We start from the raw sequence: 22,389 nt of genomic DNA on the forward strand, positions 1-22,389 counted from the left end.
CGGTGAGACGGGAGTGAAGACGTTCCTGGTGAGCGAGAAGGGCGTCGTCTACGAACGCGATCTCGGCACCAACACCGCCGCGGCGGTCGCGAAAATGACGCGCTTCAACCCTGACGAAAAATGGGACATCGTACCCAACTGATTTTGGCACCGCCCCGCCGATGGGAGTCATTTCGCAACGTTCGGACAAAATTCGAATGCGATGCGTCCTTTGCCGCCTGTGACTGGGAAAGACAAGCCTGCATTCCTTTCGTCCGTCTATGGCTACGAGTTGCCAGGCGCGAGCGGCGCTGCGATTGGCGCCTAAATTGAGACTTCTCAGACGACATCTGGGCGATGTTCGCCACTGCTGCAAATTCCGTAGCCGCCAGGCGCGACGAACCACCTCGCGGCGTCAGGAATAGGGTTTGCGGACCCGATTTTGGAAACCGCCCCCCAAGCGAGATCACGAGTGTTGCAGTTCCGCACTCGACTCGCCGTTAAAGCAATGCTCCAGTAACAACAGGCTAAAGTTGGGAGTTGGCGATGTACTACGAGTGGAACGAAGCCAAAGCGAGACGGCAGTACCTGATCAAGTTCGCCTCGGTCTGGCTGGCAGCGATCGCGTTGGCATTTCTTCCTGTCTGGTGGTTGGTGCAGGAAACCACTTTCTAGTCTTGTCAGACGAAGATCTTGCCTGATCGGGAGACACCCAAGGGGTGAACTCGGCCGCAACGCCTACGCCTCTCAGAACTCTCGAAACAGTTCCTACCAGCTGTAGCGCCAGTTACCAACATTGGCGTACGTGCGATCGATGGTCGGCTGTGCTTTTATGACCCCGGCCAGAAAATGCGGCCACTTCCTGTGATAGTGTTCCGAGGTCCGTGCACACCCCTGCGGGCCTCGTCCTTTGCGCCTCCCACCGAATGACTAGCCCTCCCCCTCAAACGGAGGCATCCTGCCCTTCGCCCCAATAGGTTATTCTGAAACTTGTTCGCAGTCCCTCTGTGAGCAGGGTTAACTCAGGGCCCCTCAGAACCCCGTCGAGCCTTGCGCTTCTCTGTTCTACAGCCAGGCCGCGACAATAGCCGCGGCCTCGGCATTTTCAGGAGGGCTTCGATTTCGGCTGCTCCCGACCCGCGATCGACATGTGCTTGAAGCCTCTGTAGTTCGGTTACATCCGCGTGTCATTTGGCTGCACGTCGAAGCCGCTATGTGACCTCCGGCGACTGTCGATCTGGGGGCTCTCGCATACAGATGGCCTCCTCGGCGCGTCGCGGCCGCTGAATGCCTCGTCGGCATGACCGTGGTGACAGCAGGCTGGATGATGCTTGGACGAGTGAGTGTGCTGGTGGTCAAGAACACTTGGAGGGCGCCTCAATGCCCCCTAAAGTCGGCCTGGACGCACTCCTCATCAACGGCGATGAGAACTGCGACAAACGCTCGGGCACAATTCCGGGCGCCCTGAGTCGGGGTAACATAAACCAGTGAACCGAAGGCGAGATGAGCGGGCAAGGCAGGGACAGGTTCAAGATTGCCATTCTGGCTGTTGCCCTTACCGGCCTTACGGTTGGGGCCAGCCTGAGGCTTGCCGGAAATGTTGATCTCGCCGAGATGGTCTGGGTCGCGGGGGTCGTTACTGTCCTTGCCGTCCTAATCATCGAGATTGTCCGAAGCCTCTGGAGAGGCGAGGTCGGCCTCGACATCGTGGCGGCTCTGTCCATGTCGGCCGCGCTTGTCTTCGGTGAGACGCTCGCCGCGGCCGTCGTCGCGCTGATGTACACTGGAGGCACATTCCTCGAGAGCTTTGCCGAAGGCCGTGCCCGCCGCAACATGCAAGACCTCCTCTCACGTATTCCACGCACCGCCGCCCGATACCGCGACGGCGCGTTGGAAGAGGTGTTGCTCAACCAAATCGCACCCGGCGACCTTCTCCTCATTCGGCAAGGGGACGTCGCGCCTGTCGACGGAACTGTCGAGAGCGCGCGCGCGGTCGTCGACCAGTCAGCCATGACAGGTGAATCGATGCCTGTGAGACTGATGCACGGGCAAGAGGCGATGAGCGGCTCGACCAATGTGGGTGATGCCTTCGATCTGCGCGCAAGCCGCCGCGCTGCGGAGAGCACCTATGCAGGAATCGTCCGTCTGGTCGAGGAGGCGCAGCGGTCGAAGGCGCCGATGTCTCGACTGGCAGATCGCTATTCGATCCTGTTCCTCGTCGTTACGGCCACGCTTGCCGCTGCCGCGTGGTGGATGACCGATGACCCAATCCGGGCCGTAGCCGTGCTGGTCGTAGCCACACCCTGCCCTCTGATCCTTGCGGTGCCGGTCGCGCTGGTCGCGGGCCTATCGAGGGCAACGCACTTTGGCGTGCTGATCAAGGGCGCGAGGGCCCTCGAGGCACTCACGCAGGCCCAAACATTGATCCTCGACAAGACCGGCACACTGACGGACGGCCGTCCGCAGATTGTGTCGGTCGACACTTATGCCGACTTGCAGCCGGGTGAAGTGCTTCGCTTGGCTGCGGCAGCCGATCAGGCATCGAAGCACCCCATGGCACAGGCGATCGTTGCCTCGGCACGCGCGCAGGGCATGCCCCTGCCAATACCGACGCATATCGAGGAAGTTCCAGGAGACGGGGTCGCGGCTCAGGTGGACGGCCGATCCGTCGTCGTGGGCGGGACAGATTTCGTGATCAGCAAGATTGGCAGATCGCGGGCTCCGGATCAGGAATCCGAAGCGGGCTCTGTGCTGGTCGCGGTCGCGGTGGACGGCCAGCTCGCGGGAAATCTGGTCCTGTCCGACCCGTTGCGCCGGGAAACGGCAGGCTTCCTTTCCGGCATCCGCCGCAGTGGCATTAGACGGATTGTGCTTGCCACAGGCGACCGTCACGCCGTCGCCGAGGCCGTTACTGAAGGGCTCGGGCTTGATGCCGTCCGCGCCGACCTGACGCCCGACAAGAAAGTTCTTCTGGTGCTGACCGAACGCAAGAACGGGCCGGTGATGATGGTGGGCGACGGCGTCAACGACGCTCCCGCATTGGCGGCCGCCGATATCGGCGTAGCAATGGGAGCACGGGGGGCGGCTGCCTCCGCCGAAGCTGCTAGCGTTGTTCTGCTGGTTGACGACCTCGGTCGGCTCGTTTCGGGGCTAGAAGTGGCTAAGCGATCACGCGGGATCGCGCTCGAAAGCGTCTTCGCGGGCATCGGTCTTTCCATGGCCGGAATGGTTGCCGCAGCCCTTGGCTACCTCACGCCAGTCCAGGGCGCGCTCCTTCAGGAGGCAATCGATGTTGCGGTCATCCTGAACGCCTTGCGCGCGCTGCGAATAACACCAAGAAACGTGTCGGCAGTGGGCACACGGGTTAACCCTGTCGAGCTCCAATCCCGGGCAGAACGCTACGGTGCCTCTCAATGACTAGCCTCTCCCTAGCTGAGACGCATATGGTGTCTCGACGCCGATCTGCATCGGCGATGCACGCGGCAATACCTTTGAGGGACCGGAAGCCCGTCATTGAAAGCCTCAAATTGCAAGATGTCAGAAAGGTTTAGGCTGAGCGCCGAACGCGGTCTCGATCTGCCGCGAATATTACAACCAGAAACTTATTTTGAGACGACACGGCCACTAAGTCGGGTAGGCTGCTTCCATGAGGGGGTAGCTGGAATGAACTCGGAAGCGCGAGACTATGGACATCAAACCGACTGGCAAAGCATCGCCATGCTAACGATGCCATTGGCCATTGCCGTCGTTTCGTTTGGATGTCAGTTTTTCCTGTAGATATCTCATTATGGAAGGCTCCGCGCTTTTGCAGCACAACGCTGCAGCGCAGTGACTTGCATCGTATTGGACGCCCCTAGACTGTCACAAGGAGAGCGTTGCCCGAGGCGGTTGCGTTCTATCCAGACAACCTCATTTTAAGCTCGACAAGCACAATCCGAGGAAATTCGCTGCACCCTCGCGCGACGAACTGGCGCGGCGCCCAAGGCGCAGCGATTTGATGGCGAGTCCGAAAACTCCACCGCCATGTCGCGCTGGACAGCTTTGTAGATAATCGCTGCCCTCCCTGGGGTCCTCAAGCTTGCGCTGGGTCAAGGTGCGAAACAAGCGGGCCACCTGTTCCGAACGCGGCATCATTGGAAACAGCGAAAGCGACTCCAGATGTATTTGGCGACGTTTACTTCGAGCCATATTCACTTACCTAAAGGGCAGAATAGCCCGAGAATTTAAGGGAGCTGCCTGGGCAACCTCCTCGCAGCAGGCGATACCGGCAGCTGCCTTTTGACGGAGGAGAAAATGACCGATAGCCGCTCAGATCCGAAGGGACCCGATCTCGCCCTCGGAATAGCACTCGACAACCTTCCCGATGGAGGCAAGCTGGTTGGTCACAAAGACGGCGAGCCCGTGCTTCTCGTGCGTCGTGGAGCAGAGATATTTGCCGTTGCCGCCACCTGTTCGCACTATGGCGGACCGCTGGTCGACGGCCTGGTTGTCGACGACAGTGTTCGTTGCCCCTGGCATCATGCCTGCTTCGACCTGCGAACCGGAGAGGCCCTGCGCGCACCGGCCCTGTCGCCGCTCACGTGCTGGTCGGTCGAGCAGCGCGGCGATAGGATTTTCGTTGGCGATAAACGCAAGAAATCGTCGCAAGCCTCGCGCGATAGCAATGCCGAGGTCTTGCCGGGAAGAATCGTCATCGTCGGCGGTGGCGCGGCGGCYTTTGCCGCAGCCGAAAGACTGCGGCGCGAACAATATCAGGGCGCCATCGTCATGATCAGCGACGACGAGGCGTTGCCGGTCGACCGCCCCAACCTCTCGAAGGACTATCTTGCGGGCAAGGCTCCCGAAGACTGGATCCCACTGCGCACGGAAGGCTTTTATGCCAAGAACGGCATCGAGGTACGCCTCGGAACGAAGGTTGCCGACATTGATGTCCGCGCCAGAGAGGTCGTGCTCGCCGATGGCGGCCGGGTCGCCTTCGACAAATTGCTGCTAGCGACCGGCGCCGAACCGGTGCGCCTCAGCATACCGGGTGCCGACCAGCCTCATGTCCACACACTGCGCTCGCTTGCCGACAGTCGCGCGATCATCGCGCAGAGCGGCGCGGCGCGGCGCGCTGTCGTGCTGGGCGCCAGCTTCATCAGCCTCGAGGTCGCTGCCGCGCTTCGGACCCGCGGTGTCGAAGTGCATGTCGTGGCGCCTGAGGAACGGCCGATGGAACGGGTGCTAGGTCCCCAGATGGGCGACTTCATCCGCGCCCTGCATGATGAACATGGTGTCGTCTTCCATTTGAAAGATACCGCTGCGAGCATCGGCGCCAGCGAGGTTTTGCTGACGAGCGGCAGCACGCTGACTGCCGACCTGGTCGTTGCCGGCATCGGCGTGCGCCCGCGGGTCGATCTCGCCGAAAGAGCGGGGCTTACCATCGATCGGGGTGTCCTGGTCGATGCCTATCTGGAGACCAGCGCGCCGGGGATATATGCGGCCGGCGATATCGCGCGGTGGCCCGACCCCCACAGCGGCGAGAACATCAGAGTTGAGCATTGGGTCGTGGCCGAGCGGCAGGGTGCTACCGCTGCGCTGAACATGCTCGGACGCCGGAAGGAGTTCACGGATGTGCCGTTTTTCTGGAGCCAGCATTACGACATCCCGATCAATTATGTCGGACACGCCGAGAGATGGGACGCGATCGAGATCGAGGGCGACATTGCTGCGAAGGACTGCCTCCTGCGCTTCACGCACGGCGGACGCGTTCTGGCGGTTGTCACGATCTTCCGCGATGCGGAAAGCCTCGAGGCAGAACTGGCGATGGAACACAACAAGGCATAACGCGCGTAATGGCTCTATGCCAACCCGGATCTCTCCTGTCGCAAAATAGCGCCGTGGAGTTGATCCATAAAGCAGCACCGTGTGGGCTGCCGACGTGGGCGTCACGCGCGCCGCTGTAATGGCTGCCAACGGCTTCACATGTTGATCCAGGCGCCCGACCTGCAGTGCAAGATGGGGCTTTTCCGTCCCGCGACAGCGAGGTGCCCTGAGTTGACAAATGGCTGACTGCCCATAATCTGCGCGTACGCCTTTTAGATCGCCGTTTTTTTCGTGGTGAGGTTCATGCCCATGGCAAAGTGCATGAGACGATTTCTGCTGGCGAATGTTGCCCTGTGGCTTTCCGCGATCGCGGCCGGCGCTGCGACGCTCGATACGGTCACCCAGCGCGGCAGTGTGCGTATCGGCTACATTACCGACGAGGCGCCCTTTTCCTCCGTCAAATCGGGCGCCGATCCGACGGGATATGCCATCGACCTGTGTGGCAAGATCGCCGACGAAATAGAGTATCGGGTTCCGCAACTGAAGCGCGAATACGTTGAAATGACGCTCGCCAACGGCTTCGATGCAGTGAAAAACGGACAGATCGACCTGCTTTGCGGCGCGATCACAGTCAATTTGAAGAGGCGAGAAATCGTTGACTTCTCACAGCCAATCTTTCTGACGGGGGCGACCGCGCTGCTCCGCAAAGATTCGCCTAACTATCTGCAGACTCTTTTTCTCGAGAAGCCCGCTGTTCGCCCGGTCAGCCAGCGTGTCCCCTCCACACGGGTAATCGGGGTGCGGGCAAGCACAACAACTGGAACGACCCTGCGCGAGGCGTTGGCCATCCAAGCCTCGAAGACGAAGCTTTCCGATTTCGAAACGCACGAGGATGGGCTTAAGGCGCTGGAGGATCACAAGATCGACGCCTATATCGCCGATCAGGTGCTACTCATCAGCCTGGCCAAGAGGGCACGCGATTCATCGTCGCTCGAGATCGGTGATCGGCTCTTTACGCATGAACCCTATGCAATAGCGCTGCGTCGCGACGACGCCGACTTCCGCCTGCTGGCCGACCGTGCGTTGACGGCATTCTATCTGTCGGACGATTTTCTGCCGCTGCTGGAAGGCTATTTCGGATCCGAGGCGCCGATGCTGCACACGCAAATCATCATGGAGCATGTTCCCGATTGATTTTAATCACCTCAATCAAGGGATTACACAAGCAGCTGCACCGCCTTGCGGAACGACCGACCGCAAAGGGGTATCCTGATGGCTAATGCCCGCCGCGCCCGAGAAGATGGGCAGCCAACCGCCAGGTGTGATGCGCGATTCGGTCGAGTCGTCGAGCGGCGTCGATCCGCGCGAAGGCACTTGCAGCTACCAGCTCTCCCAGTGCAACCGAGGCAAGAGTTGTCGCGCGATGGTCCTGCTTCAGCGCGCTGAGTTCTTTTGCCGCCCGTTCGGCGTCCGAAAGCGTCGCGGCGACCTCGGGTGACACGCTCCAACCGATAGCCGCGGCCTGCGCGCTGAGGGCCGTTTCAGAAGTGATCGAGCGACCAATCGCTTCGGCCGCGATCATCACACGTGCGCATAGCTCGGTCGCGCGGCGTTCGAGAACGGCTTCGACCGGCCGGCCGGGGAGCTCCCCCTCCTCCAGGACGTCCGCAAGGCGCGAAGCGTGATCGAGCGCGTGCAGCATGCTCGTCATGCGCAACCGCTCATCCTCAGTCTCGGGCGGCTCCTTCAATTCGGAGAGAAAATCCCGTATCTCCGTCAGCACAATGCCGGTCGAAACGCCTCCGGTCGCAAGCCTCGTCGGGCCTGAGAGCGCAGCAGAAACCGAGGCAGTGTTCATCGCGAGGACGTCCGCCAGGACGCGCCTGACCGTCTCGATCGCGATGACCGGACTGGCAAGGGCGCTTGGATCAAGCGCGCGCTGAACGGCTGTCTGCCTCGACGGCAACATACGCTCGACAACGCGGGTAAACCATTGCGTCGCCGGAAGCAGCACCGCAACCCCTACGACGTTATAGGCCGTGTGATAGGCAGCAAGCTGCGTCATCCCGTCGACCGACGCGGAAAAGCGTTTCATCAGTACAGTCGTGAACGGAAAGGCGATGATCGCGATAAGCGCCGCGATCATCTTGAACAGCACATAGGCCAGGGCGAGGCGCTTGGCCGTCGTGCTGGCGCCGATCGCGGCTAAGGCGGAACTCGTCGCCGTCCCGATATTCTGGCCGATGATCAGTGCTGCGCCTTGCTCCAGGCTCACTGCCCCGGCGTAGAAGGCGGAAATGGTCACGGCGATCGCCGCCGTCGAGGACTGCATGACCGCCGTCATCGCCAAGCCAACGCCGATCAGCATCATGAGGCCAGCCAAACCCGCACCCCAGCTAACTCCCGGAGAACCAAGCACCGAGGGCAGATCGGACGGATGCAACGTCTCCGCCAGCCCCCCCATGCCCTGCTGCAGCGTCGTCAGCCCGTAAAGAATGAGCGCGAAACCCGCAAGCGCACTGCCCCCCGCCGCGATCCTCCCGCCGCTCAGTAGCTTGGCCAGCGCTCCGATGAATATCATCGGCAGCGCGTAGGCTGAGAGCGAGACTCTCACGCCGATCAGCGCAACCAGCCATCCCGTTCCCGTTGTGCCGACATTGGCGCCGAAAACGAGCCCAAGCCCCTGCGGGAAGGTCAAGAGCCCGGCGTTGACGAGACCGATCGTCGTCATCGTCACCGCGCTCGACGACTGGACGAGCAAGGTGACGACAGCGCCCCAGAAAGCGCCGGAGAGCGGCGTGGCGACTGCCGCGCCCAAGGCGGTCCGTAACGCCGATCCCGCCAATGCCTTGAGGCCGTCGGTCATGACGGTCATGCCGAGGAGAAAGAGCCCAATTCCACCGAGAATGGCAACCGCTGTCGACATCGGCGTTTGGCTCCCTTCGCTTCGCTCTTTATCTCTTCAAGCTAATAGGACCAACCTCGCCGTGCAAGCGGGCTTGGAATGCCCTTCCTTTGGGTGAGTGAGCACACGGGAAGCCAACGCGCGGCCTTCGATTCGGTGCTTATCTTTTCCGGATCTGATCCGCGGCGGCCGGCCTCCCCCCTTGCCTCTCCTTGCCTCTCCTTGCCGTAAGAGGATGCTTCTCCGCCAGTTGTTGCGACTCAGCGGCTTGCAAAAAACCTGTTGGCGGGCCGAGATAGGCCAAGGTGTTCACGTAGCGTCGCACCCTCGTAATCCCTCCTGAAAATGCCTCGTCGCTGCAGCTCGGGTACAAGCCGATCAACGACATCGTCGAGACCTTGGGGAAGGTAGGGGAAGACGATGTTGAAACCGTCGCTGCCGCGTGCCGTCAGCCATTGCGCCATCTCATCGGCGATCGTTTCCGGCGTTCCTACGAACGCAAGGCCCGCGTAGCCCCCATAGCGCTGCGCGAGCTGCCGAACGGTCAACTGCTCTTCCTGGGTGAACTTCAGCACTTGCGCGCGGCCGGTCTTGCTGGCGTTCGTCTCGGGTATCTCAGGCAGCGGCCCGTCCGGATCGAAGCCGGAAGCATCATGACCAAGGGCGATCGAGAGCGAAGCGACGGCGCTGTCATAGTGAACGAGGCTGTCGAGCAGCGCCCGTTTCGCGCGCGCCTCCTCAATGCTGTCGCCAATGACGATGAAGGCGGCCGGCAGGATCTTGAGGCTATCAGGATCGCGGCCGACGGCGGCCATCCGCCCCTTGATATCGGCATAGAGTGATTGCGCCGCCGGGAGATCGCGCGGCGAGCAGAAGACGACTTCGGCTGTCTCGGCGGCAAGCTGGCGGCCCGGCTCTGACTGCCCCGCCTGCACGATCACCGGCCATCCCTGAGGCGGGCGGGCAATATTGAGCGGACCGCGCACGCTGAGCTCCTCGCCCTTGTGATTGAGGACATGCATTTTGGTCGGGTCGAAAAACTGGCCACTTTCCACGTCGCGCGTAAATGCGTCGTCGGCGAAACTGTCCCAGAGGCCGGTGACGACGTCGTAAAACTCGCGGGCGTGGCGATACCGTTCGCCGTGTTCGACATGTTCATCGAGGCCAAAATTCAGCGCGGCGTCGGGATTAGCCGTCGTCACAATGTTCCAGCCCGCGCGCCCGGCGCTGATATGGTCAAGCGAGGCGAAGCGGCGCGCAACGTGATAGGGCTCGTCGAAGGTCGTCGAGGCTGTCGCAACGAGCCCGATCCGATCGGTGACGGCGGCAAGCGCCGACAGCAGTGTGAACGGCTCGAAGGAGGTTACCGTCTGGCTCCTCTTCAGTGCCTCCAAAGGCATGTTGAGCACGGCCAGATGATCAGCCATGAAGTAGGCATCGAACTTCGCCGCCTCCAGCCTTTGCGCAAACTCCTTTAAGTGCTTGAAGTTGAAGTTCGCGTCCGGGTAGGCGCCGGGATAGCGCCAGGCTCCGGTATGCAGACTGACGGGGCGCATGAAGGCGCCGAGATGCAATTGTCGCTCGTGTGCCATCAAGTCGTCCCGCCTTATGCCTGCCCGTGCCCGCCGACTACGCCTGCGGCTGCTTGGTCTTGCGCAGGTACGGCAGCACCGTGTCAAACGATCCGAAGCGCGTTACCGCGTCCTCGTTGGAGACGGCAGCCGTGATGATGACGTCATCGCCCTGCTGCCAGTTCGCCGGCGTCGCGACCTGATGCTTTGCCGTCAACTGAATGGAGTCGATCGCGCGGAGGATCTCGTTGAAGTTTCTCCCCGTCGTCATCGGGTAGGTGAGGATCAGCTTGATTTTCTTGTCCGGGCCGATGATGAAGACGGAACGAACGGTTGCGTTGTCAGCTGGCGTGCGGCCTTCCGACGTTTCTCCGGCTCCAGCCGGCAGCATGTCGTAGAGCTTGGCAACCTTCAGGTCCTTGTCGCCGATCAATGGATAGTCGACATCAAAGCCGGTCGCCGTCTTGATATCGCTCTTCCACTTGCTGTGGCTTTCCACCGGATCGACGGAGATGCCGATGATCTTGGCGCCGCGGCTGCGGAATTCGGGCTCCAGCCCTGCCATCGCCCCAAGCTCGGTCGTGCAAACCGGCGTGAAGTTTTTCGGATGCGAGAAGAGTACGGCCCAGCCGTCACCGATCCAGTCGTGGAACTGAATGGGACCTTGTGTGGTGTCGGCGGTGAAATCAGGGGCAATATCGTTGATGCGGAGGCTCATGAGTAGTGACCTTGTTGGAAATGGCGCTGGTGTTCAATGACAGGCGATTCTGTAGTCGTTTTCTGGCACTGTTCAAGCACTTGTGCCACGATGCCGGTGATCAATGGCCGCAAAGTTCGCGTGCCGGCCAGTTGCCTCGTCGATGACATCGACTACCACGCGGACGAGGCCCCTCTACCAAGAGACGGCTTTTTCGGCGGTATCTTATCGAGATGCCGCGTTCTGGCTTTCAGGGTTTCGAAGGCACGGTAGCCCCCCGGCCACCGGCCATAGCCGCTGGCGACATTGACGTGCCCGGCCAAACCGGCATTGCGAAGCTCGCTGCCCCAGAGACGGGCAAACAGTGTCAGCCGATCGAGCGACATGTAGTGATCGTTCAGGCTGCCGACGACGATACTCGGAAACGGCAGCTCGGCCGTCGGCATTGTACCAAACGCAATCTGCCCGGGATGCAGCTTCTCAGTCACCAGCAGGTCGCACGGCGCCACGAGCAGCGCTCCCCTCACCCGCGCCGCAGCAGGCCGCCCGGCAAGGCTTGCCGCGAGCAGACATCCAAGACTGTGAGCAACGATATAGGCTTCACCGGCATCTTCGAGCACGGCCTCGAGCCTCGCCCGCCAGAGGCTGAGGTGCGGATGATCCCAGTTGTCCTGCCCGACAAGGCGACTTTCGGGATGGTCCCGCAGCCATGCGGTTTGCCAGTGCGCATCTTCTGATCCGAAGAGCCCGGGAAGAATAAGTACTGGCGCCATCATCAATCCTTATCCGCGTTGTGTGAAGGAGTATCTGTTCCTAGAGAACGCCGAGGGTGATGGCGAATAGGAACCCGAAGGCGAACACCGTCGCCGCGGAAGCAGCCACATCCGCCGCGGCATCGGCAAGCCGGCTACGCGGAGCAATATGGCGAGCATCGAAAACGGCCATGACGATCCCTCAGTACCAAGGCGCCGGAGACGAACTCCAATAGTAGATTTCATAGTCGCGTGCCGTCAGTTCGCCGTCGCCATGCGGCTCAAACCGTGGTGCGACTGCCGGTTGGGAAAGTCCGATGAGGACCATCGACCGGAACCAAAGAAGAAGAGACTGCATCATCGTTTTCTCCTTGCCCTACCTCAGATCAGCTGGTTGCGCCTCGCATTCGAAAGCAGGTCCGCGGCACTGGCGACCGGGCCGAACAGCGTCAGCAGTCGATTTTGCTCGCGCATCGTCAGCCGATAGCGACGCGCAAAGTCGAAGACGCTCCAAAGCTCGCTCCCCATCGCCCGTTTCTCCGAACTGTCCATGCCACCATTCCTCCAAATCTCATTCGGCCGCCTGAAGCGAGGCCCTTGCCGACGGGACGAAAGAGAAGGCAGCGAGTTCATCGACGACAGAACCGATGCGGCCAGACAGCGCCTCCGAAGCGATTTTGTAGTCGACGAAATCGCGGTCAGCGGCATAGACGGCCGTCGGCAACGTGTGGGCCATGAAGAATCCGAACAGCGGCCGCAGCTGATGCTCGACAATCAGGGCATGGCGGTCTCCGCCTCCGGTGGCAGAAATGATGATGGGCTTCGAGCGCAGTTCGCTCGGCTCGATTAGATCGATCAAGTGCTTGAACAGGCCGGGATACGAGCCTTTGTAGGTGGGCGAGCCGATGACCAGGACATCCGCCTTCACGATATCATCGAGAACCTGGCTGGCCTGTTCATCCAGGTCGCGACGCCAGAGCGCAGTGCCCAGCGACGGACCGACGTCCTTCAGATCGTAGATCTTGCTTGAAAAGCCGTAGTTTTCAGCAGCAAGCCCCACAATATGCTCGACCAGGGCATAGGTCTTGGACGGACGGTTAAAGCTACCGGCAATACCCACCAATCGCAGCGACATAGATCTCTCTCCTTTGTTGTTAGACCGAATATTGTCTATAAATTTTATGAACAAAAGAAATGACGTTCCGTTATCTAGGAGAACCGTGAAATTCGATGCCCTCGGACGCGCCGTCACGCAGCCTGGCTTCTGCAACTCTCCTAAGCTGTTGAACAGCAAACCTATGAGGCGGCAGAGAGCGACGGCCAGACTGTGTAATCGCGTGCGCCTGCTACGGCCCGGCCGTTCAAAAGTTCCAAGGTGTGCCGCAAGCTTTCTGTCTCGGCATACGCGTTTTTCTTGGAACCTTTGGCCGCGCCGCTCGTTGTGTGATTGCAGCGTTTGAAATCCGCGCTGCCGGACCAGCATCGCCTATGTAGGTTCGTCAAAAAGGCCCGGTGGTTTCTATCCCGCCGGGCTTTTCTTGGTCCCTTCCCCCGCTTTTTCTCCTTCGATTGTCGTTCGTTTTGAACAACTTGCGCTCTCGAGCATTAACTATCGTCTGCAACCAGGAAACAACCCAATGACGATCACCGCCAAAGTTGCCGCCGCCCTATGCATGCTCATGGCACTGAGTTCTTGCGCAAACACGATCAAGGGCATTGGGCGCGATACGGCTAATACCGTCAATGCGACCCAGAACGCCGGCAATCGTGTAGCGAATGCTGCGTCCCGCTAATCTCGTTGATGGCTTCTCCGCCAACAACCGGACCCTGCATGCTTCCGGTCTGAAACCCGCCGAGACGCGTTTTCTGGTGGACAACCTGAGCGCGTTCGAAAGGAGCGTTTCAATCTCTTCGCGTTAATCGACGGAAATAGCCGGCGGGCCTTGAAATCGCATCGATCGAAGCAAAGATTCGTCTGGATGCGATGGAGGCCTAGCGATGTCGAACTATAAAGAGGAAAGGCGGTTTCGGTGTCAGGACGACAGAGGAAAAACCTATGTCGTCATTCAGCAGATCAGGATTTCTGGCCAAAACGCGCCTTCGCCCAAGACCGACTATATGACCGAAGAAGGCGAGATCGTGAATCGACTCGATGAAGATCATTTTCTGCTCCTGCTCGATGGGCAGGTACTGCACATTCCCCATATCTCGGATACGGATCACTGAGCGGTGACGGCAACGACAGAAATGGCGCGCCGCTGACTCCAGGCGGTTGCTTTCGCTGCGTCTGCCGCCGACCAAACTCAACCGAATCATGATTCGGCGCGATCATCCGCATGACTGGGACATGAACGCCGGTTTCAGTGCGCATTCATTCGCCACATCTAATCTGCCCAACCATCAGCGCTCCGAAGCGTTGCGTTGACAGATACAGATGGAGACCGATCATGAGAAAGCTAGTTGTTGCAGCCGCCGGACTAGCGACGCTGCTCGTAAGCGCACCGGCTTTCGCGGACGGCGTATACTTCGAGTTCGGCTCCGGCCCACGCTATTATGACGATCCGCCTCCGCCGCGCTACTATAGGCACGGCCCGCGCTATGCGTACGACGATGATGGCGATGATTATTATCGCCCGCGTTATGCGCGACAGGTGTGCTGGGACCAGCCCTACCAGAAAAAGAGCCATCACCACTACATCACCAAATACAGGACGGTCTGCCGCGACCGCTAACATGTAGTGCGGAAGGCAATCATGGTGCGCCCGGCGGCGCACGATCACCGCTTCCGCATCCTGCGTCCTTCCTTCCTTTTTCAACGAAAGCGCAAAAAGGTGATTGGCCCCGATGGTTAGGTTGCGATAGGACTTCGCGCATCATTGCCTGCCGCCGGAGTGCCTAAGTGTCGATTGCCGATATTTCCTTGTTGAGCGCCCTTTTTGCCGGCGCGCTGTCGTTCCTGTCGCCCTGCGTCCTGCCTCTCGTTCCCCCCTATCTCTGCTATATGGCCGGCATTTCCGTCGAGCAGTTTCGCGGTGGCAGCGCCGTTGCCGTTGCCCCGGACGCGCGGCGGGGCGTGCTGTTTTCGGCGCTTTTCTTCACACTCGGCTTCGCGACCGTTTTTGTGGCGCTCGGAGCTGGTGCATCCAGCATCGGCATGGCGCTTCGCCAGCATCTCGATCTCCTGGCAAAGATCGGCGGCCTGATCATCATCGTCATGGGATTGAATTTCCTCGGAGTCTTCCGGATTGGAATTCTGGCCCGCGAGGCGCGCTTCCAGGGCAGCGGCAGGCCCGCGACGCTGACCGGTGCCTATATCATGGGCCTGGCTTTCGCTTTTGGCTGGACACCCTGCATCGGTCCGGTACTCGGTGCGATCCTTGGCGTTGCGGCCTCGCGGGAGACGGTTGGCTCAGGTGCTGGGCTGCTGGCCGTCTATTCCCTCGGCCTTGCCATCCCGTTCTGGATCGCCGCTGGCTTTTCCGGCGCCTTCATGAACTTCCTGACGCGCTTTCGCCGGCATCTCGGAACGGTCGAGAAAGTCATGGGCGTATTCCTCGTCCTGACCGGCCTCGCCTTCATGTTCGGTTTCGTCAGTGACGTCGCAATCTGGTTCCAGCAGACCTTTCCAATCCTGATGAAAATCGGCTAAGCCGAAATCACCCTGCAGAAATTTGCATTTGGAATAGCCGTTGTTCGACATTGTTAGTCTGCTCCTGCCGTTCTTCGGCCTGATCCTCATTGGCTATATCGCAGGCAAGGTGACGAAGCAGCCGGCCGACGCGCTCGGCTGGATGAACACCTTCATCATCTATGCAGCGCTGCCGGCGTTGTTCTTCAAGCTCGTCTCACGCACGCCCTTCGAAGATCTGACAAGGATCGACTTCATCGCCACCGATCTCGCGGCAACCTATTCGATCTTCATTGCGCTGTTCGCGATCGGTCGCTGGATCCGGGGTAATTCGCTCGCCGACTGCACGATCCAGTCGTTTGCCGGCGCCTACGGCAACATCGGCTATATGGGGCCTGGCCTCGCTCTGCTGGCGCTCGGCCAAGCAGCGGCCGTCCCGGTCGCGCTGATCGTCTGCCTCGAGAACGCGCTGCACTTTATCGTCGCGCCGGCGCTGATGGCAGCCGCAGGCGATGACCGGCGTTCCGCGGGACGGCTGGCGATCGACATTACTCGGAAGGTGGCCTTCCACCCCTTTATCCTGTCGACGGCGTTCGGCTTCGTTGCTGCCGCCTTTCACATCGATCAGCCGGCCGCATTCCAGCATTTCGTCGACTATCTCGCGCAGGCTGCCGCCCCCTGCGCTTTGTTTGCCATGGGCGTCACGCTGGCGCTTCGGCCGGTGAGGCGCATACCGGCCGAAATCGGCTATATCGTTCTGGCGAAGCTCATCGTGCACCCGATTGTCGTCTATCTCGCGCTGACCGCCATCGGTGGCTTCGAGCCGGTCTGGATCTATGCCGCGGTACTGCTTGCCGCCCTGCCGACGGCAACCAACGTCTTCGTCATCGGACAGCAATATGGCGTCTGGAAGGAACGCGCTTCGGCAACGATCCTGATCACGACGGCGCTTTCCGTCGTGACCGTCTCGCTCTTCCTGATTGCGATCAAATCAGGCTTTCTTCCGGCTTAGCTTTTCCTTGATCGCGCCGGGAATATCGCGGAACGAACGACCAGGCTCGATGCCCTCACGCATGACAATGCTGCGCAGTGGGGGGAGTGCCGACAGAATGTGCAGGCCGGCAGCGCGCATCATCTGCACAGGCAGGAAATCGGACAATAGCGAGCGATTGAGAAGATCGACGCTCGCGGTGCGGCTCATGATATCGGCGCGACGCTTCCGATCGAAACGGTCGCCGGCATCAGCCGCGATCGGCAGTTCGGGTCGCGTGCAAAGAATGTCCTGAAGCGCCATGACATCGCGCAGGCTGAGGTTCAGCCCCTGCGCGCCGATCGGCGGGAAGACATGCGATGCCTCGCCAATGAGGGCAATCCGCCCCTTGCCGGAGCGATGGGCCATCATGCCTGATAGAGGCCAGAGCTGCACACCTTCCTCGACGGTCACCTTACCGAGCAGTGACTGCATGCGCTCCTCGACGACATTGCTCAGTTCGACGAGCGAGAGTTCATTGCGGGCGACGGCATCCGATGGGTTCTGGACCCAAACGAGGCTGGAGCGATTGGCGGGCAGCGGCACCTGAGTGAAGGGTCCGCTTTCCGTATGGAACTCCGTCGAGATATTCTCATGCGGCAGCGTGTGTTCGAAGTTCAGCACCATGGCCGACTGCGGATAAGACCAGGTGCGAACGTCGATGCCGGCGGTTTCGCGCAGCTTCGACTTGCGCCCATCAGCGCCAACCGCGAACGTCGCCGACAGGATTTCGCCATCGGCAAGCGTGACCGTCACCGCCTCGGTGCCGATATCGATCACGTCGGCAAACGAGGTAAAGCGCGTGATGTTCCCCTCACCGGCGATTGCGGTCTCCAGCACCCCCATCAAGGCTTTGTTCGGGAAATTGTAGCCGAAGGCCTCAAGATCGAGTTCGACCGAACGGAATGTGGTGATCGGCGCCCGCAGCAGGCGATTCGTGCCGTCGATGATGCGCATGGTGGAAAGCGGCGCGGCCGCTGGCCGCAACTTTTCCCACAAGGTCAACCTGTCGAGGAAACGGATCGATTGATCCATGAGCGCGGTCGTGCGCCGGTCCTGGCTCGGCGATGGCGGGGCAACGAGAGCCACGTTGCGTCCGCCGCGAGCCAAGGCGATGGCGGCGATCATGCCAGCAAGCCCGCCACCGATCACCGCGATTTCAAAAGTCTTCATTGCACCGTTCCGTCAATTCTTTGACGGCGATCCGGTGCTTATGCAGCCGGCTTCGCCTGACGGCGCCAACTATAGCCCTTGCCAGCGTCCGCGTCACGCACAGCCGGTTGATAATGATGCGGAATTCCCGGCAGGCGATGTTCCGTGAGGCGCTTTATCGCAGTCTCGTTGGTGACAGCGAAGCTGTCGATGCCGACCCGCTGCATCAGCGGAATCTGGTCGATCAGCACGTCGCCGACGGCGCGCAGTTCGTTGGTGTATCCAAGGCGGTCGCGCAGGAGGGATGCATGGCTGAAGGCCCGGCCATCGTTGAACGCCGGGAAGGCGACAGCGACGATCTCAAGCCGATAGAGGTAGGGCTCGAGCTTGCGAATATCGTCCGCCGGCTTGATCAGCACGCCGAAGCCGACCTCGTTGCTCTCGTCGGCCCTGGCGATCAGCTCGTCCAGGCCGAGAAGGGGTCTCTGCCCCTCGACTGCCTTCACCTCTTCAGTCTCGATCACCCAGGGATCGTTCTCTACGAAGCCGGTTTCTCTCCAGATCTTGGTCATCGTCCCCTCCTTACGCCGCTTCTGCCGCCGAACCATACAGCGCGTCCTTAAACGGCTGAGGACCAACGCGGCGATAGGTTTCGAGGAAGATCTCAGACGGCTCCTTGCGGATTGTCAGATAGGTGTTGACGATCGTTTCGATCGCGTCGGTCACCTTGTCAGGCTCGAAGCCGCGGCCGATGATCTCGCCGATCGACGTATGCTCGTCGCCCGAACCGCCAAGCGTGATCTGGTAGAGCTCAGCGCCCTTCTTCTCCACGCCCAGCAGGCCGATATGGCCGACATGGTGATGGCCGCAGGCATTGATGCAGCCGGAGATCTTGATCTTCAGCTCGCCGATCTCAGCCTGCCGATCCGGATCGCCGAAGCGCCGGGAAATTTCCTGCGCAACAGGAATGGAGCGCGCATTGGCGAGCGCGCAATAGTCCAGCCCCGGACAGGCAATGATATCGGTGATCAGACCGGCATTGGCCTCGGCGAGGCCGATGGCGACGAGACCGCGATAGACCGCTTCGAGATCGGCGAGCGCCACATGCGGCAGGATCAGGTTCTGCTCGTGGCTGACGCGGATTTCGTCGAAGGCATATTCCTCAGCGATATCGGCAATGGCATCCATCTGGCTATCCGAAGCATCGCCCGGAATGCCGCCGATCGGCTTCAGGGAGATCGTCACCATGCCGTAGTCGGGATGCTTGTGCGGCTGCACGTTCTGCTGCACCCAGCGAGAGAAAGCCGGATCGGCCTTCTTCCAGCGAGCGAGATTTTCCCAGCCTTCGGCACGATCTGGCAGGGCCGGCGGCGCAAAATAGGCGGCGATGGCTTCGACATCAGCTTCCGGCAACTTCAGTTCGGAGTCCTTGAGTTCCGCGAACTCTGCCTCGACCTGACGCGCCAACTCTTCCGCGCCTGTTTCGTGCACGAGGATCTTGATGCGAGCCTTGTACTTGTTGTCGCGACGGCCATGCAGGTTGTAAACGCGCACGATGGCTGTCGTATAGGACAGCAGGTCCTCCTCCGGAAGGAAATCGCGGATCAGCTTGGCGATCATCGGCGTGCGGCCCTGGCCCCCACCGACATAAACGGCAAAGCCGATTTCACCCTTCTCGTTCTTCTTCAGATGCAGGCCGATGTCGTGGACCTGGATCGCGGCGCGGTCACGTTCGGCACCGGTGACGGCAATCTTGAACTTGCGCGGCAGGAACGAGAATTCCGGATGCACCGAGGACCACTGGCGCAGGATCTCGGCGTAGGGACGCGGATCCGCGATTTCGTCGGCGGCTGCACCTGCAAAATGGTCAGCAGTGACATTGCGAATGCAATTTCCCGACGTCTGCAGAGCGTGCATCTCAACGGATGCCAGCTCGGACAGCGCATCCGGGATTTCGGAGAGCTTCGGCCAGTTGAACTGCAGGTTCTGGCGGGTCGTGAAGTGGCCGTAGCCGCGGTCGTACTTGCGCGCGATATGAGCGAGCATCCGCACCTGGCGCGAGCTCAGCGTCCCGTAAGGAATGGCGATACGCAGCATGTAGGCGTGAAGCTGCAGATAGACGCCGTTCATCAGGCGCAGCGGCTTGAACGCGTCTTCGGCAAGCTCACCGGAAAGGCGGCGCTGCACCTGGTCGCGGAACTGCTCGACGCGCTCGGCGACAAAAGCGTGGTCAAATTCGTCGTAACGATACATCTGCTTCCTCAGACTGCGATGAATGCGGGGTCGGCGGGCTTGTAGCCCGGCGCGTATTCCATGGTTGGGCCCTGGGCACGAATGCGTTCGCGCAAGCGCAGCGGCCACAGCACGCCATTGCTCTCCTGAACCTCGACGACGGCTACGTCCACGACCTGATTGTCGGCATAGGACTTCTTGCCAATTGCTTCCAGCGCATCGACGGCTTCTGTATGGCGAGCAACAAGGGCTTCCTGCAGCGAGGTCACCCATTGGCCGTTGGCGTTCAGCCAGACGGCGATGCCATCCGTCAGTCGGTTGGCAGTCAGGACCTTGTCCACCATGTTCAGCTCCTTGCAAATTCCTCGGACCGGGCGCGTTCGCGCACGAGCGGTTCCGACAGTTCGAAATTGGCGCCTGCTACAGCATCGCCGATAATGACCATAACGGGGCCGGTCAACTCGTCACGGTGCTGCAGATCAGGAAGATCCCGCAGAATCCCATGCAACAGCCGGCGATTGGGACGGCTGGCATTCTCGATGACGGCGACAGTGGTTTCTGCCGGAAGGCCAGCCTGCATCAGGCGCTCGGCGACGGAAGCGGCGACGGTGCGCCCCATATATACGGCGATCGTTGCGCCTGAGACGGCGAGGCTTGCCCAATCCGGCAGGACATCACCCGTCAGATCGTGGCCGGTCGTAAAGACCAGCGAAGATGCCACGCCACGCAACGTCAGCGGTAACTCGAAATCGGCGGCGGCGGCGAAGGCCGAGGTGATGCCGGGGACCACTTCATAGGAAATGCCCGTAGCCCGCAGCGCCGCCATTTCCTCACCTGCCCGGCCGTAGACCAGCGGATCGCCGGACTTCAGGCGAACCACGCGCTTGCCTTCGCGACCGAGATATACGAGCAGATCGTTGATCTCTTCCTGCGACTTCGAATGGCATCCCTTGCGCTTGCCGACCGACAGGCGCTCGGCGTCGCGGCGGCCCATGTCGACGATTTCCTGCGGCACGAGGGCATCATAGACGATGACATCGGCCTCCATCATCACGCGCTGGGCGCGCAGCGTCAGCAGGTCCGCAGCACCCGGCCCGGCGCCGACGAGCCAGATGTGCCCCTCGACCTTCTCAGCGGACTGCAACATGCTGTTGGCTGCACGACGCGCCTGCGGCAGGTTCTCGCTGGCGACAGCATCGGCGACCGCGCCGGAGAAGAAACGCCGCCAGAACAGGCGACGCGCAGCGCCCTTCGGCACGAGATGCTCGACAGTCTTTCGATAGCCGATGGCAAGATCGGCCAGCCGGCCCAGCGACGGTGCAAGAATTTGATCGACCTGTGCACGGATCATCTGTGCGAGCACCGGCCCGGCACCTTCGGTGCCGATAGCGACAGCGACCGGCGCGCGATTGACAAGAGCAGGCGTGAAGAAATCGCAGTAGTCAGACTGATCGACGGCGTTGGCGGGCACCTTTTCGGCGCGCGCGGCCTCAACGATGGCGCGATCCTGCACCGCGTCTCCGGTCGCAGCAAAGACGAGTGTTGCCCCACGGACTTGCTCGTCCACAAAAACTGCGCGCACCGTCTCAATCCGATTGGCGATCAGATAGGCGTGGTAATCGGCCTCAGGATGATCGGTATAGGCAACAACCCGTGCCTGCGTGTTCAGCAGCAAGCGAACCTTGGCGAAAGCCTCGTCGCCATTGCCGAAGACGGCCGCGATCCTACCCTCGACGCGAAAGAAGGCAGGAAATATCGACAGTTGTTCAGTCTTGGGAGACATCATCAATCCATTTCGAAGTTGCCGGAATATGCACTCTCTGCCCAGGCAAATGAAGAAACAGAAATTCCAATGCCCGCGCGCGCACGTATTCTTTTACTCGCTCTCTCAATGATTTGAGTAAAAGTCACCGGTGCGGCGCAGCGGACACACCTGCGTCTGCCGCAGCGCAGCAGAAAGACTGTGACAAATCCCGCTCCCCGTCGAAATCGGCATTTGCCTCGCCTGCCGCTACCGGTAGAGTGCGGCTACCAAGGAGAAAGCCATGTCCGACCAGACCATCGCCGCCCGCCTGCTCAACGTCATGGAACAGGACATCCTGCCGATGACCGAACGCGGCGTCGCTGCCGGCAACAAGGTGTTCGGCGCTGCGATCCTGCGCAAGTCCGACCTCTCGCTCGTCATCGCCGAGACCAACAACGAGCTTGAAAATCCGCTGTGGCATGGCGAGGTGCACACGCTGAAGCGCTTGTACGAACTGGGCGAGAAGCAAGCCACCAAGGATCTCATCTTTCTGTCGACGCACGAACCCTGCACCATGTGCATGTCGGCGATCACCTGGGCCGGGTTCGACAATTTCTACTATTTCTTCAGCCACGAGGACTCGCGCGACGCCTTCGCCATTCCTCACGACCTGAAGATCCTGAAGGAGGTTTTCGGTCTGGAACCGGGTGGCTACAGGCGCAGCAATGCATTCTGGAACAGCTTTGCCATTGCCGATCTCGTCGAGACCGAAGAAGAGCATTTGAAGGCCGAACTGAAAACACAGACTGCGCGCATCAAGGCGCGGTACGATGCGCTCTCGGAAAGCTACCAGGCGTCGAAGAGCGACAACGACATTCCACTGAACTGAGTGAC

General features: G+C 60.7%; 24 protein-coding genes. 11 read left to right on the forward strand and 13 right to left on the reverse strand.

Annotated elements, in window-relative coordinates:
* Nucleotides 1–13: 13 nt before the first annotated feature.
* From AC1DE4_RS20715 to AC1DE4_RS20735, 5 genes are all read left to right on the forward strand, one after another.
* The gene (locus AC1DE4_RS20715) at nt 14–142 is read left to right on the forward strand and encodes a DUF2950 family protein (RefSeq protein WP_477881805.1); all 129 of its coding nucleotides are present in this window, start codon (nt 14–16) and stop codon (nt 140–142) included.
* A 383-nt stretch (nt 143–525) separates the two neighbouring features.
* On the forward strand, nt 526–654 hold the full coding sequence (locus AC1DE4_RS20720; RefSeq protein ID WP_018858765.1) for a hypothetical protein: 129 nt from the start codon (nt 526–528) through the stop codon (nt 652–654).
* Nucleotides 655–1,482: 828 nt separating this feature from the next.
* Nucleotides 1,483–3,396 (forward strand): heavy metal translocating P-type ATPase, encoded by a 1,914-nt coding sequence (locus tag AC1DE4_RS20725; protein WP_477882725.1) that lies wholly within the window; start codon nt 1,483–1,485, stop codon nt 3,394–3,396.
* An 876-nt stretch (nt 3,397–4,272) separates the two neighbouring features.
* On the forward strand, nt 4,273–5,805 hold the full coding sequence (locus tag AC1DE4_RS20730; RefSeq protein WP_477882726.1) for an FAD-dependent oxidoreductase: 1,533 nt from the start codon (nt 4,273–4,275) through the stop codon (nt 5,803–5,805).
* Nucleotides 5,806–6,105: 300 nt separating this feature from the next.
* A complete protein-coding gene (locus AC1DE4_RS20735; protein WP_018858768.1) occupies nt 6,106–6,978 on the forward strand; it encodes an amino acid ABC transporter substrate-binding protein in 873 nt (290 codons plus the stop codon).
* An 82-nt stretch (nt 6,979–7,060) separates the two neighbouring features.
* Here AC1DE4_RS20735 and AC1DE4_RS20740 read toward each other — a convergent pair whose 3' ends face one another.
* The 8 genes from AC1DE4_RS20740 to msuE all read right to left on the reverse strand — a co-directional run bounded on the left by AC1DE4_RS20740 (nt 7,061) and on the right by msuE (nt 12,844).
* Entirely contained in the window at nt 7,061–8,710 is a 1,650-nt protein-coding gene (locus AC1DE4_RS20740; RefSeq protein ID WP_192241953.1) for a Na/Pi cotransporter family protein, read from the reverse strand.
* A gap of 239 nt (nt 8,711–8,949) precedes the next feature.
* Complete coding sequence (locus AC1DE4_RS20745; protein ID WP_477882729.1) at nt 8,950–10,281, reverse strand: LLM class flavin-dependent oxidoreductase; 1,332 nt, start codon at nt 10,279–10,281, stop codon at nt 8,950–8,952.
* 37 nt (nt 10,282–10,318) lie between these two features.
* Entirely contained in the window at nt 10,319–10,978 is a 660-nt protein-coding gene (locus AC1DE4_RS20750) for a peroxiredoxin (protein ID WP_018858771.1), read from the reverse strand.
* A 152-nt stretch (nt 10,979–11,130) separates the two neighbouring features.
* The gene (locus AC1DE4_RS20755; protein ID WP_025658998.1) at nt 11,131–11,730 is read right to left on the reverse strand and encodes an RBBP9/YdeN family alpha/beta hydrolase; all 600 of its coding nucleotides are present in this window, start codon (nt 11,728–11,730) and stop codon (nt 11,131–11,133) included.
* A gap of 40 nt (nt 11,731–11,770) precedes the next feature.
* Nucleotides 11,771–11,902: a hypothetical protein gene (locus AC1DE4_RS20760; protein ID WP_280949572.1), complete on the reverse strand. Its 132-nt coding sequence runs from the start codon at nt 11,900–11,902 to the stop codon at nt 11,771–11,773.
* Between the two features lie 9 nt (nt 11,903–11,911).
* A complete protein-coding gene (locus tag AC1DE4_RS20765) occupies nt 11,912–12,070 on the reverse strand; it encodes a hypothetical protein (RefSeq protein ID WP_156932677.1) in 159 nt (52 codons plus the stop codon).
* 20 nt (nt 12,071–12,090) lie between these two features.
* Nucleotides 12,091–12,261, reverse strand: a complete 171-nt coding sequence (locus AC1DE4_RS20770) for a hypothetical protein (RefSeq protein WP_477882732.1) — start codon at nt 12,259–12,261, stop codon at nt 12,091–12,093.
* Between the two features lie 19 nt (nt 12,262–12,280).
* Complete coding sequence (gene msuE / locus AC1DE4_RS20775) at nt 12,281–12,844, reverse strand: FMN reductase (protein WP_025658999.1); 564 nt, start codon at nt 12,842–12,844, stop codon at nt 12,281–12,283.
* A gap of 502 nt (nt 12,845–13,346) precedes the next feature.
* Here msuE and AC1DE4_RS20780 point away from each other — a divergent pair.
* The 5 genes from AC1DE4_RS20780 (at nt 13,347) to AC1DE4_RS20800 (ending at nt 16,349) form a co-directional block, all read left to right on the forward strand.
* Nucleotides 13,347–13,502, forward strand: a complete 156-nt coding sequence (locus AC1DE4_RS20780; RefSeq protein ID WP_018858777.1) for an entericidin domain-containing protein — start codon at nt 13,347–13,349, stop codon at nt 13,500–13,502.
* A gap of 205 nt (nt 13,503–13,707) precedes the next feature.
* Nucleotides 13,708–13,935, forward strand: a complete 228-nt coding sequence (locus tag AC1DE4_RS20785) for a hypothetical protein (protein WP_018858778.1) — start codon at nt 13,708–13,710, stop codon at nt 13,933–13,935.
* A 221-nt stretch (nt 13,936–14,156) separates the two neighbouring features.
* Nucleotides 14,157–14,441, forward strand: a complete 285-nt coding sequence (locus AC1DE4_RS20790) for a hypothetical protein (RefSeq protein WP_025659001.1) — start codon at nt 14,157–14,159, stop codon at nt 14,439–14,441.
* A 167-nt stretch (nt 14,442–14,608) separates the two neighbouring features.
* On the forward strand, nt 14,609–15,358 hold the full coding sequence (locus AC1DE4_RS20795) for a cytochrome c biogenesis CcdA family protein (protein ID WP_025659002.1): 750 nt from the start codon (nt 14,609–14,611) through the stop codon (nt 15,356–15,358).
* 40 nt (nt 15,359–15,398) lie between these two features.
* Nucleotides 15,399–16,349, forward strand: a complete 951-nt coding sequence (locus AC1DE4_RS20800; protein WP_025659003.1) for an AEC family transporter — start codon at nt 15,399–15,401, stop codon at nt 16,347–16,349.
* On the opposite strand, the gene AC1DE4_RS20805 is transcribed toward AC1DE4_RS20800, so the two are convergent.
* From AC1DE4_RS20805 to cysG, 5 genes are read right to left on the reverse strand one after another with little or no spacing between them, the layout of a single operon-like run.
* The gene (locus AC1DE4_RS20805; RefSeq protein ID WP_025659004.1) at nt 16,329–17,540 is read right to left on the reverse strand and encodes a UbiH/UbiF family hydroxylase; all 1,212 of its coding nucleotides are present in this window, start codon (nt 17,538–17,540) and stop codon (nt 16,329–16,331) included. The two genes, AC1DE4_RS20800 and AC1DE4_RS20805, sit on opposite strands and share 21 nt — an antisense overlap.
* 38 nt (nt 17,541–17,578) lie before the next feature.
* Nucleotides 17,579–18,091: a DUF934 domain-containing protein gene (locus AC1DE4_RS20810; RefSeq protein ID WP_025659005.1), complete on the reverse strand. Its 513-nt coding sequence runs from the start codon at nt 18,089–18,091 to the stop codon at nt 17,579–17,581.
* A 10-nt stretch (nt 18,092–18,101) separates the two neighbouring features.
* A complete protein-coding gene (locus AC1DE4_RS20815; RefSeq protein ID WP_025659006.1) occupies nt 18,102–19,772 on the reverse strand; it encodes a nitrite/sulfite reductase in 1,671 nt (556 codons plus the stop codon).
* Between the two features lie 8 nt (nt 19,773–19,780).
* Nucleotides 19,781–20,095 carry a DUF2849 domain-containing protein gene (locus AC1DE4_RS20820; protein ID WP_018858786.1) on the reverse strand — a complete coding sequence of 105 codons (315 nt, stop codon included), beginning with the start codon at nt 20,093–20,095 and terminating at the stop codon, nt 19,781–19,783.
* A gap of 2 nt (nt 20,096–20,097) precedes the next feature.
* Nucleotides 20,098–21,534: a siroheme synthase CysG gene (gene cysG, locus AC1DE4_RS20825; protein ID WP_477882791.1), complete on the reverse strand. Its 1,437-nt coding sequence runs from the start codon at nt 21,532–21,534 to the stop codon at nt 20,098–20,100.
* 262 nt (nt 21,535–21,796) lie between these two features.
* Between cysG and AC1DE4_RS20830 the strand changes: the two genes are divergently transcribed.
* Nucleotides 21,797–22,384: a nucleoside deaminase gene (locus AC1DE4_RS20830; protein ID WP_025659008.1), complete on the forward strand. Its 588-nt coding sequence runs from the start codon at nt 21,797–21,799 to the stop codon at nt 22,382–22,384.
* The last annotated feature ends 5 nt before the right edge of the window (nt 22,385–22,389 follow it).

Source organism: Rhizobium sp. 10N414 (assembly GCF_056394785.1).

Coding starts and splice junctions, on each gene's coding strand:
- AC1DE4_RS20720 (WP_018858765.1), top strand. CDS start 526: ATGTACTACGAGTGGAACGAAGCCAAAGCGAGACGGCAGTACCTGATC.
- AC1DE4_RS20725 (WP_477882725.1), top strand. CDS start 1,483: ATGAGCGGGCAAGGCAGGGACAGGTTCAAGATTGCCATTCTGGCTGTT.
- AC1DE4_RS20735 (WP_018858768.1), top strand. CDS start 6,106: ATGAGACGATTTCTGCTGGCGAATGTTGCCCTGTGGCTTTCCGCGATC.
- AC1DE4_RS20740 (WP_192241953.1), bottom strand. CDS start 8,710: ATGTCGACAGCGGTTGCCATTCTCGGTGGAATTGGGCTCTTTCTCCTC.
- AC1DE4_RS20745 (WP_477882729.1), bottom strand. CDS start 10,281: ATGGCACACGAGCGACAATTGCATCTCGGCGCCTTCATGCGCCCCGTC.
- AC1DE4_RS20750 (WP_018858771.1), bottom strand. CDS start 10,978: ATGAGCCTCCGCATCAACGATATTGCCCCTGATTTCACCGCCGACACC.
- AC1DE4_RS20755 (WP_025658998.1), bottom strand. CDS start 11,730: ATGGCGCCAGTACTTATTCTTCCCGGGCTCTTCGGATCAGAAGATGCG.
- AC1DE4_RS20760 (WP_280949572.1), bottom strand. CDS start 11,902: ATGGCCGTTTTCGATGCTCGCCATATTGCTCCGCGTAGCCGGCTTGCC.
- AC1DE4_RS20765 (WP_156932677.1), bottom strand. CDS start 12,070: ATGATGCAGTCTCTTCTTCTTTGGTTCCGGTCGATGGTCCTCATCGGA.
- AC1DE4_RS20770 (WP_477882732.1), bottom strand. CDS start 12,261: ATGGACAGTTCGGAGAAACGGGCGATGGGGAGCGAGCTTTGGAGCGTC.
- msuE (WP_025658999.1), bottom strand. CDS start 12,844: ATGTCGCTGCGATTGGTGGGTATTGCCGGTAGCTTTAACCGTCCGTCC.
- AC1DE4_RS20780 (WP_018858777.1), top strand. CDS start 13,347: ATGACGATCACCGCCAAAGTTGCCGCCGCCCTATGCATGCTCATGGCA.
- AC1DE4_RS20785 (WP_018858778.1), top strand. CDS start 13,708: ATGTCGAACTATAAAGAGGAAAGGCGGTTTCGGTGTCAGGACGACAGA.
- AC1DE4_RS20790 (WP_025659001.1), top strand. CDS start 14,157: ATGAGAAAGCTAGTTGTTGCAGCCGCCGGACTAGCGACGCTGCTCGTA.
- AC1DE4_RS20805 (WP_025659004.1), bottom strand. CDS start 17,540: ATGAAGACTTTTGAAATCGCGGTGATCGGTGGCGGGCTTGCTGGCATG.
- AC1DE4_RS20810 (WP_025659005.1), bottom strand. CDS start 18,091: ATGACCAAGATCTGGAGAGAAACCGGCTTCGTAGAGAACGATCCCTGG.
- AC1DE4_RS20815 (WP_025659006.1), bottom strand. CDS start 19,772: ATGTATCGTTACGACGAATTTGACCACGCTTTTGTCGCCGAGCGCGTC.
- AC1DE4_RS20820 (WP_018858786.1), bottom strand. CDS start 20,095: ATGGTGGACAAGGTCCTGACTGCCAACCGACTGACGGATGGCATCGCC.
- cysG (WP_477882791.1), bottom strand. CDS start 21,534: ATGTCTCCCAAGACTGAACAACTGTCGATATTTCCTGCCTTCTTTCGC.
- AC1DE4_RS20830 (WP_025659008.1), top strand. CDS start 21,797: ATGTCCGACCAGACCATCGCCGCCCGCCTGCTCAACGTCATGGAACAG.